This is a genomic window from Synechococcus sp. R6-10, from assembly GCF_047461815.1.
In the GTDB taxonomy this organism is placed as follows: domain Bacteria; phylum Cyanobacteriota; class Cyanobacteriia; order Thermostichales; family Thermostichaceae; genus Thermostichus.
In genome coordinates this window covers 1-8,824 of record NZ_JANSHW010000137.1, presented here as the reverse complement: position 1 = coordinate 8,824, position 8,824 = coordinate 1, and the positions used below count along the sequence as shown (strand labels likewise).

Genomic DNA, 8,824 nt, shown 5'->3' with positions numbered 1-8,824 from the left:
GTGCCAACTTGGGGGGAGCTTGCTTGCGGGGGGCTAATCTCCGTTTCGATAGCCGCCGGGGAGCGGTATTGCGCAACGCCAATCTTAGCCGCGCCGATCTCAGCGGAGCCAACCTGTCGGGAGCGGATTTGACGCGGGCCGACCTGAGCGGGGCCAACCTGAAAGAGGCCAGTCTGATCAAAGCCAACTTGCAAGGGGCCAATCTGCAGCAAGCCCGTTTGCAAGGGGCCATCCTGAGCGAGACCGACCTGAGGGGGGTTTCTTTTTTGGGGGCAGACCTGCAAGGGGTGCAGATGGCGCGGGCCAACTTGAAGGAGGCGATACTTCGCCAGGTGAATCTGACAGAGGCCAACTTGAGCGAGGCGGATCTGGCCGCAGCCGATCTTTCCGCCAGTTGTCTGTGCTCGGCCAAACTGGCGCGGGCAGATCTCAGTCGGGCCAATCTGGCCGGGGCCGATTTGCGGTGTGCCAACCTGGTGGATGCCTATTTGGGCCGCACCAACCTGGAAAATGCCGATCTCGGCGAGGCAATCCTAACCCGAGCCGATCTGAGCACAGCCAACCTCAGCGGGGCCAATTTGCGCGGGGCAACTCTGCCGGATGGACGGGTAGGCTGATTGGACAGACTCGCTACCGTATGAGGACGAGGATTCTTGTCCCTGAGTGAGACGGGGATCCGCCCCGGAAAAGGTGAGGTTTTCCCCTGCCCCAGAGGGGCCACAACCGCTACCCTACAAGGGAAGGATGGGTCAAAGAGATCCGTGAACAGCCGCCGATTTCTGTCCTTGATGGAAGCTTTGTGGGCCGATCTGCCCTTGCCGGAATGGTTGCCGGGGGCAGGAGAGCGCTCCTGGCAGCAGACGGTGGCAGCCCTGCTCCAGCTATGGCAAGAAGTTGGACAGTTTGGGGTGGTGATCGGTGGGCCGGTGTCTTGGTGGCCCCCCTGGGTGGTTCGGGATCCGCTGCCTCAACTGCCGTCGCCCATTGACGCTCCAGAACCGAACCTGAAGCTGCGGGAGCTGGCCCGTGAAGATCCCTGGCTGTTTACCCCCGACTTGTCCCCCGAGTCGATTCTGACCCCTGGCCAGACGGTGATCCCTCTCCTGCCGCAGGATCCCCTGGTGGAGGAGCCTTTTTTGCTGGTGCTCACCCCTGTTTTTTCGGCGGTGGCCGCCCAAGGGCATCACCCCCACACGCGGCAGAGGGGGATGATGGTGTCTTTTGAGCCGGAAGTGGTGCATCGGGCTTGGCAGATCCTAGAGCAGCGGGTTCAACAGGGTAGGCCGGATCGCTTGCCCTTCTGGCAGCAGTTGATGAAGCACCATCCCCTGATGGAGCCCCATGTGCGGGTGCTGGCCCGCTTCAGCAGCCTTCTTCTGCTGGGAAACCTGGCCGAGTCGGGATCCCCGCCCGCTCGCTTACCCCCCGCCAGAGCCGAGAACTCCCCTGCGCCCACAACCCGGCCAGAAGATTGGCAGAAGCGGCGGTCTCCTCCTTCCCATGGCCAGCCTGCCGGTCAAGGCCAACAGAACAGCCTTTCGGAGGCAGAACTGTTGCGGGCTCTCATCCACGAGATCCAGACGCCCCTCAGCACCATCCGCACCTTGGTTAGTCTCATCCTGAAGCGGCACGATCTGCCGTCGCGGGTACGGGAATACGTGGAGAAAATTGACCGCGAATGTACCGAGCAAATCAACCGCTTCGGGCTGTTTTTCCAGGCTACAGAAACGGTGATGCCCGCTGCTACCCCACAGGAGGGGCGTCGGCTTCAGCTAGAGCCCATTGCGCTGGTGGACTTGGTGCGGCAAAACCTGCCTCGCTGGCAGGAGCAGGTGGAACGGCGGGGATCCCAACTGGAGTTGGAGATTCCCGATGAGCTGCCGGATGTGGTCAGCGATCCCAAGGCGCTGGAAGCGGTGCTGTTTGGCATGGTCGACCGCATTGCCCGCAGCACGCCGGCTGGCAGCCACATTCGCGCCCAGTTGGTCAGCGCAGGGGAGCTGGTCAAACTTCAGTTTCAGGTCAACACACCTGAGGGCAGCGACGCCACTGTTGCCTCAGAGCCCAAATCCCCTCAGGCGATTGGGCAGTTGTTGGTCGTGCAGCCGGATACCGGTGCAGTGAGCCTCAGCCTTCCCGTCACCCAAACTCTGTTCCGCGCCTTGGGGGGCTACCTCACCGTGCGCCATCGCGCCCGTCGGGGGGAAATTCTCAACATCTACCTGCCCCGCCAGCTATAAGCCACCCAGTTGGGATCCCGATAGCGTCTCAGGATTGATATGGCGGATTGCAGGGGAGGTAGGGCTAGGATCGATCTGCCAGCGCCGGGAGAGTCTAGGGATTGGATCCATGCCGAGAGCCAGAAAAGTTGCTGAACACCATCCAGAGCCTGAACCCGTCTGCGGAGCCGGAGAACCCAAGGTTAAGGGGGTCACTCTTTCTGCCCAGCAGCTTTCCACTTTGCTTCACGAAATGCGCAATCCTCTCACCGCCCTGAGCACGCTGGCCAAGTTATTGCAAAAACGCTTGCCCCCCGAGGATCGCAACCACTGGATTGGCCTGAGCATTGAACAGGAGTGCAAGCATTTGCAGGAGCTGCTGGCGGAGTTCGAGCGTTTGGACGGGATCCCGGCCCCCCTCCAGCTTCAGCCCCTCTCCTTGGCCGACCTGCTGCGGGAGTGGATCCCCATTTATCAAGCCTTGGCCGAAACCCAGGGACACCACTTTCAAGCCGTCCTGCCCCCTTCCCTACCCCCTGTACAAGCCGATCCGCGTGCCCTGCGGCAGGTGCTTGATAACTTGATCGACAACGCTTGCAAGTACACCCCGCCCCCAGGTGAGATCCGGCTGAAGGTGGAGCTGGGTGAAGATCCCTCAACTGCTTCGCAACGGGAAGTGTTCGTTGCCGTCTGCGACAACGGCCCCGGCATCCACCCTGAGAACCTGGAGCGGATCTTCGATCCCTTTTTTCGGGCAGATCTTTCTAAGCCAGGGCAGGGGCTGGGGTTGGCCATTAGCCGCGACCTGGCCACCCGGATGGGCGGAGATCTCCAGGTGGAAAGCTCCCCCCAAGGCTCCTGTTTTTGCCTGAGATTGCCCACAGGTTAGTAGGAAGATTGTAGAGATATGGGATGGCAGGTGCCGCCAAACGCTTGAACGCTACCCAGGAGCTGCAGATGGCCTCTTCTCCCCAAGCCAAACCCGAACCCCCTGCTGCCAGTCCAGCAGCCCGCATTCTGCTAGTAGATGATGAACCCGGCTTACGGGAAGCGGTGCAAGCCTACCTCGAGGACAGCGGCTTTGAGGTGATCCCGGCGGCCAACGCCCAGCAGGCTCTGCAACTGCTCAGCACGGCCCAGCCTCAGTTGATCATCTCCGACATCATGATGCCGGGCATGGATGGCTATCAATTTTTGGCCCAACTGCGAAAACTCGAGCCCTACAGCCATCTGCCGGTGGTGTTCCTCACCGCCAAGGGGATGACCGCCGACCGCATCCAGGGTTACCGGGCCGGTGTCGATGCCTATTTGCCCAAGCCCTTCGATCCGGAGGAGCTGGTGGCCATTGTCTCCAATCTCATTGAGCGATCCCGCGCTGCCAGCCCTTCGGAGGTGGTGGCCCGCGAGCTGGCCTCGATTCGCGCCCTGCTGTCGGAGCGCACCCTTGCCACAGCCACGCCTGCCCAGACCTCTGCCCCCACCCCCCTGCCCCCACCCATCAAGGTAGAGCTGACGCCGCGGGAACAACAGGTGTTGGAGAAGGTGGCAGAAGGGCTGATGAACAAGGAGATTGCCAAGCAGCTGCAAACCAGCGTGCGCAACGTGGAAAAATACGTGACCCGCCTGCTGAACAAGACGGGCACCAGCAGCCGCACCGAGCTGGTTCGCTATGCTCTCACCTATGGCTTGATTCGGCTGTAGCTCTCACCCCCAGCCCCTCTCCCCAAGGGAGAGGGGGGAAAGAGCTTACGGCTGTGGCTTGGGCGGCACGGTGACCAGCAGCTCCACCCCAAAGGCGTGATCCCCGGCAGGGTAGCTGGTAATCCCCAGCCCATCGATGCGGGTCAGCAGCTCACGGGCCTCCGGCTCCAAGCCTGCCAAACCACCCGGTAGTGTGGCCTCCAGCACTGTTCGGATCCCTTGCCAATTCAGCAAAAAGTAGCCGTAGTTGGGCTTGGGCAACTGATCGTAGAGGGTTTTCAGCGGCTCGGTTTGGGGAAGCAAATTGCCCTGGCGTTGGGCGAGGGTTTGCAGCGCCGCCGTGCTGGTGGTAACGATCAGGTAGTTGCCTTCCCAAGCCCGCACCAGAAGCGGTCGGTTGAACAAGGGATCCGCCCACGTCACCTGTCCACCCGCCTCCGTTACCCCTACTCCCGATTCTTGGGCCAGCCGATCCAACTGAGTCAGGGCCGCGTTGGCCTTGTCTTTTTGGCTGGTCTCGATCACCAAGGCTGCTCCCATGCCCTGCAACAGGGGATGGGCCTGGGCATCCGGTGCCACCAGCAGGGCCATCTCCCCATCCATCCAAGCCAGCAGATCTTTTTCCAAGTCCAGACGGGTATTGGCGCGAAACTCAGCCCGCAGCTCCTCTAACGACTCCTTGACCGGCGGATCTTTCTCCAGCTCAGGCATAACGGCTTGCCAGCGCTGGGCAATCTGCTGGGTGGTCAGCACCGCCAAGGCATTGCCGGGCAGCCGCTGAATGAGTTCGCCGCGAGCCGTTTGCCACCCCCCCTGCACCTGGGTTTTCGGATCGGTCTGGGTCAACATGCGCAGCCGCAGGCCCTGCTCCTGCCAGTGGGCAGCCATGGCCAAAGAGCGCAGGGGTTGCAGGGATCCCAGCGTCGCCGGATCCAGATCCTGCATCCAGTCTTTGAAAGATTCGGGATCCTCCTGCAAAGCCTGGAAGTTGAAGTAGGCAAAGACCAGCGTGCCGCTCTTATACAGATCGCCAACAGCGGTGCGGAAACTTTCGGAGCGGCCAATCGGCTCTGCTTCGCCGCGATACACAGCAATCGCCTGCTGCATCACCCTCGGGTCGTTGGCCACCGCCACAAAGCGGTTGCCAAACTCAGCAGTTACCCATCGCTCGCCCGGCTCTCCGTTGGTTTGCACATAGAGGGTGACCCCCTGCTCCTGGCGCTGCTCGAAGTTGGCCCCTTCTGCTGCTGCCTGTTGCCGCACCTGGGCCAAGAATTGCCCAGACAAATCGGCGTTGCGGGTGCTGGCTCCAAACAGGATCCCAGGCACCGGCTCGGCAGCTCCGGGCACCAGATTGGGGATCACCACTGCCATCGTGAATTGCTCGCCAGCCCAAGCTTGCATCTCTTCCCGAGAGAACTCCTTGCCGGTTTCAGCCAAAGCTTCTGCCGTCCAGCTCTCCCACTGGGCCAAAAGGTCAGGGTGAGTGCGAAAAGATTCTTCCAGTTGGGTAGAAAAGGTCAGCACCAGGGGCGCCGACTGGGGAACCAGCGCGGTTTCCGGCAGAACATCGCCGGGCAACTGCACTTGTGGCCCTCTGAGCTGGCAGGATCCCAGAAGCCAAGAGCCCCCCACCGCCATCAACGTAAGGGAGAGAGGACGAAACCGGCACTGAAGTTGGGTCTTCATATCACACCTGCGACGAGCCGTCCTCTTGAGGATAGGCGATGGACTCAGAGCCTGTCTGTGATCGCAGCCTCATACATCGGAATATGTAGAAATTGTTACTTTGGCCGGGCGCGAGCGACCAACTCATCCACGTACTCGTTCCAGCGCAACCCTTCGTGAGCCTGGATCCAAACCACCTGCACCTGAGGGCACTGCTGCTTTAGTTGATACAGTTCCTGAACCAGATCCAAGTTTTCCACCGGCCCGGTGCGCCGCCGCCACCCCTGCGCTGCCCAGCGATCCATCCAGTCGTTGTAGGTCTGTACGCAAAGGTGGGAGTCGCTGTAGATGGTATCGACGCCGTTGCCCTGGGTGTGGCGGCAATATTGCAAGGCCCGGATGAGGCCGGTCAACTCCATGCGGTTGTTGGTGCTATCGGGATCCCCTCCCCAAAACTCTTCCACAACCCGATCATCTTGAACCACCACCACGGCCCATCCCCCTGGCCCCGGGTTAGGAGAACATCCCCCGTCCGTGAAGATGCCGCTGCGGGGGCAGGCAGCCAGACGGCTGGGGCGCGCTCCTTTGCGGCTGCGCATCCGTGAAACCTTGGTCATGGTGCTCATCCGATGCTAACGGGAAGATTTGGGATCCCGGCTCGACAACAGACACTGCATCTTACCGCACAAGGGCGTGCCAGCACCACTATTTAGTGTATTCAGCTTCAGAAAAGCTTTGTTTCACACTATTAGCAGCATAAACCCCGTCAACATCAGCTTACGTGACACTGACGCACAAGGTTAAAAACAGTACGAACAAAAACCCCCAGAAAATCTGGGGGAGGAGTGGTGTGTTGAGGTGATGAATACTCGCATGATATCTCTCGAATTCGGTGAGTAGGCCAAACCGGCGAGAGATCCCTGCGTTTTTTTGCAGAAATCATTGCAGATACTGGAAAGCATCAGACACTAGAGACCAGCGCGTCAAAACTGAGCTTATTTCGTCTTGATCAGATATAGTGCTCAATCTCGAAGAAATATCTATTTAGACACCAAATATAGAGAAGCCAGTAATAACTTTTCTTATGCACCTACCGCCGACACTAGGGGTTGTGTCAAGCCCAAATGAGCATAGAGACGGGAAAAGTCAAAATTCGCTGACATTAGCTCTTGGATGCAGCGGACTTTCACCTCCTCGTGCAGGCGAATCTGCCCAAAAACCCGTTCGATGCGGTTGATGGTGGTGAAGGTGTCCAGATCCACCGAGAGGATCGGCACTTCCAGCTCTTCTGCTCGAGACTGAATGCGGGGATCCAGAGGGAGCTTGCCGGTCAAGATCAGGCAGAGGGTGGAAGTTTCTAGGGCGGCCAGTTGAATATCGGTGCGGTCTCCGCCGGTGATCACCGCCTTGTGATCCAGCTTACGGAAGTACTTCAAGGCCGAGTTGACGTTCATCGCCCCTACCGCAATGTCTTCAACCATCAAGTCCATCCGATCCGGGCAGCAGAGCACCTCGGCATCCAGTTGCCGCGCCAACTCCCCAACGCTGATGCTGCGCAAAATGCGATGGGAGGGCAAAATCCCCAGCACCGGGATCCCGTGTCCCTCCAAAAAAGGCCGAATGATCGTTTTTGCCGGTTGCATTTGGTCAGGTGGCACATCGTTCAGCAGCACGCCTGCCAAGCGGGATCCCAGTTGACGATGGACAAAGAGAAGAGAATCAACAGCCAAGGAGGAATGGTAGCGACTGATCAGCAGTACCGGAGCATCCAGGGCTTGGGCCATCTTGGCCAGCGACAGGCCAAACAATTCCCCCTCGTAAAGATCGGCTGGGCCTTCCAGCAGCACCAAATCGGCAGGGGAGCGCTGGACAAACTCCAACAGAGGGGCAACCGGGCACTCTGGAGCTGGATCCCCGGGAGCTCGCTTCATTTGAGCCAGCAAAGCCTCTTCGTTGAGCCGGAGCAGCATCGGCGGCATTTGATCCATCGTCAGCCGCAGAGACTCCGCCACAAAGCGCATATCCGGATCGCCCCCTTCCAGCGAGCAATCCTCCCGCTCGCAAGAACCGATGGGCTTCCCATAGGTGACTTTCATCCCTTGCTGCTGCAGATGCTTGGCCAAACCCAAGATGGCAGCCGACTTACCGCTGAAGGGCTCAGTAGAACCAATTAAAAGGAACTTGGACACGGATGGCTCCCGGTAACGAGAGGGACGAAGGGATCCCTTACTCAGTCTAACGGAGGCTGCTCTCTCCTCAGTTCTGGACTAACCGATTAGGATCGACTCTTCAGGGTAGGTTACCAACGGGCGGGGCTGTTGTTGAGCCAAGGCCAAGACAATCGTCAATGCCCCCAACCGGCCCCAGAACATCACCAGCACAATGATCAGTTGGCCAAACCAGTTGAGCTCCCCGGTAAAGCCCGTCGAGAGGCCGCAGGTGGCGAAGGCGGAGATCACCTCAAACAACACCGGATCCAACCTACTGTTACTGTGGGTCAGCAAAATCAACCAAGCCGCCAACAATACCACAAACAGAGAAACCGTTAACACCGCTGCCGCCTTGCGCACCATGGAGGGATCCAAGCTGCGCCCGGCAATCTGAGCGCTGGGCAAACCGCGGGCATAGCCCCAGAGGGCCAACACCAACACCGCCAAGGTGCCGGTGGTCATGCCGCCCCCCATAGAAGCTGGGGCTGCCCCAATAAACATGAGAGCCATCAGCAGCAACTGGCTTGCCGGGGTCAAATCCTCAATGGGGATCCCGGCAAACCCAGCCGTTCGGGCAGAAACCGACTGAAAAAACGTCAGGCCCAAGCGGTGGGGCCAGCTTACCTCCAGCAGGGATCCACCGGGCAAGCTCTCTCCCAAAAACAAGCCAATGCCGCCCGTGCAGAGCAAAACCACCACCACGCCCAGGGTAATCCGGGTGTGCAGAGAGGGGCGGTGGCCCCGTGGCCAGGTTAACAAATCCGACAAAACTGGGATGCCCAAACCGCCGATAAAGATCAGACCGGCCAAAATCGCCAGCGACAGACCGTCTGTAGGGATCCCTTCCCGGCCAAACAGGTCGAATCCCGCATTACAAAAGGCGGACACCGCGTGAAAAATAGCCAGAAAAACCGCCCGCTCCGGCCCATAGAGATCCCGCCAATGCACCCAGAGCAGCAAAGCCCCCCCCAACTCAATGAGAGTGACCCCCAGCAGCACCCGCCGAGTCAATTCCAGGATCGCCCC

The 8,824-nt window shown here is 59.8% G+C and carries 8 protein-coding genes; 4 read left to right on the top strand and 4 right to left on the bottom strand.

Going from position 1 to position 8,824, the window contains the following annotated elements; translation table 11 throughout:
* The 4 genes from NW837_RS04485 to NW837_RS04470 all read left to right on the top strand — a co-directional run.
* Positions 1-617 (top strand): pentapeptide repeat-containing protein (locus tag NW837_RS04485; RefSeq protein ID WP_414329440.1); only part of this gene is annotated, 617 nt, incomplete at its 5' end.
* 144 nt (positions 618-761) lie between these two features.
* Complete coding sequence (locus NW837_RS04480; protein ID WP_414329439.1) at positions 762-2,240, top strand: sensor histidine kinase; 1,479 nt, start codon at positions 762-764, stop codon at positions 2,238-2,240.
* Positions 2,241-2,349: 109 nt separating this feature from the next.
* Positions 2,350-3,108 (top strand): sensor histidine kinase, encoded by a 759-nt coding sequence (locus NW837_RS04475; RefSeq protein WP_414329438.1) that lies wholly within the window; start codon positions 2,350-2,352, stop codon positions 3,106-3,108.
* Positions 3,109-3,176: 68 nt separating this feature from the next.
* Positions 3,177-3,920 carry a response regulator gene (locus tag NW837_RS04470; protein WP_414329441.1) on the top strand — a complete coding sequence of 248 codons (744 nt, stop codon included), beginning with the start codon at positions 3,177-3,179 and terminating at the stop codon, positions 3,918-3,920.
* Positions 3,921-3,965: 45 nt separating this feature from the next.
* Here the strand turns inward: NW837_RS04470 and NW837_RS04465 are convergent, their stop codons facing one another.
* The 4 genes from NW837_RS04465 to NW837_RS04450 all read right to left on the bottom strand — a co-directional run.
* Positions 3,966-5,609, bottom strand: a complete 1,644-nt coding sequence (locus tag NW837_RS04465) for a DUF3352 domain-containing protein (RefSeq protein WP_414329437.1) — start codon at positions 5,607-5,609, stop codon at positions 3,966-3,968.
* A 95-nt stretch (positions 5,610-5,704) separates the two neighbouring features.
* Positions 5,705-6,205, bottom strand: coding sequence for a ribonuclease H family protein (locus NW837_RS04460; protein WP_414329436.1), 501 nt, complete (start codon positions 6,203-6,205; stop codon positions 5,705-5,707).
* A gap of 465 nt (positions 6,206-6,670) precedes the next feature.
* On the bottom strand, positions 6,671-7,777 hold the full coding sequence (locus NW837_RS04455; RefSeq protein ID WP_414329435.1) for a phosphotransacetylase family protein: 1,107 nt from the start codon (positions 7,775-7,777) through the stop codon (positions 6,671-6,673).
* 78 nt (positions 7,778-7,855) lie between these two features.
* On the bottom strand, positions 7,856-8,824 hold a 969-nt coding region (locus tag NW837_RS04450; protein WP_414329434.1), incomplete at its 5' end, for a TrkH family potassium uptake protein.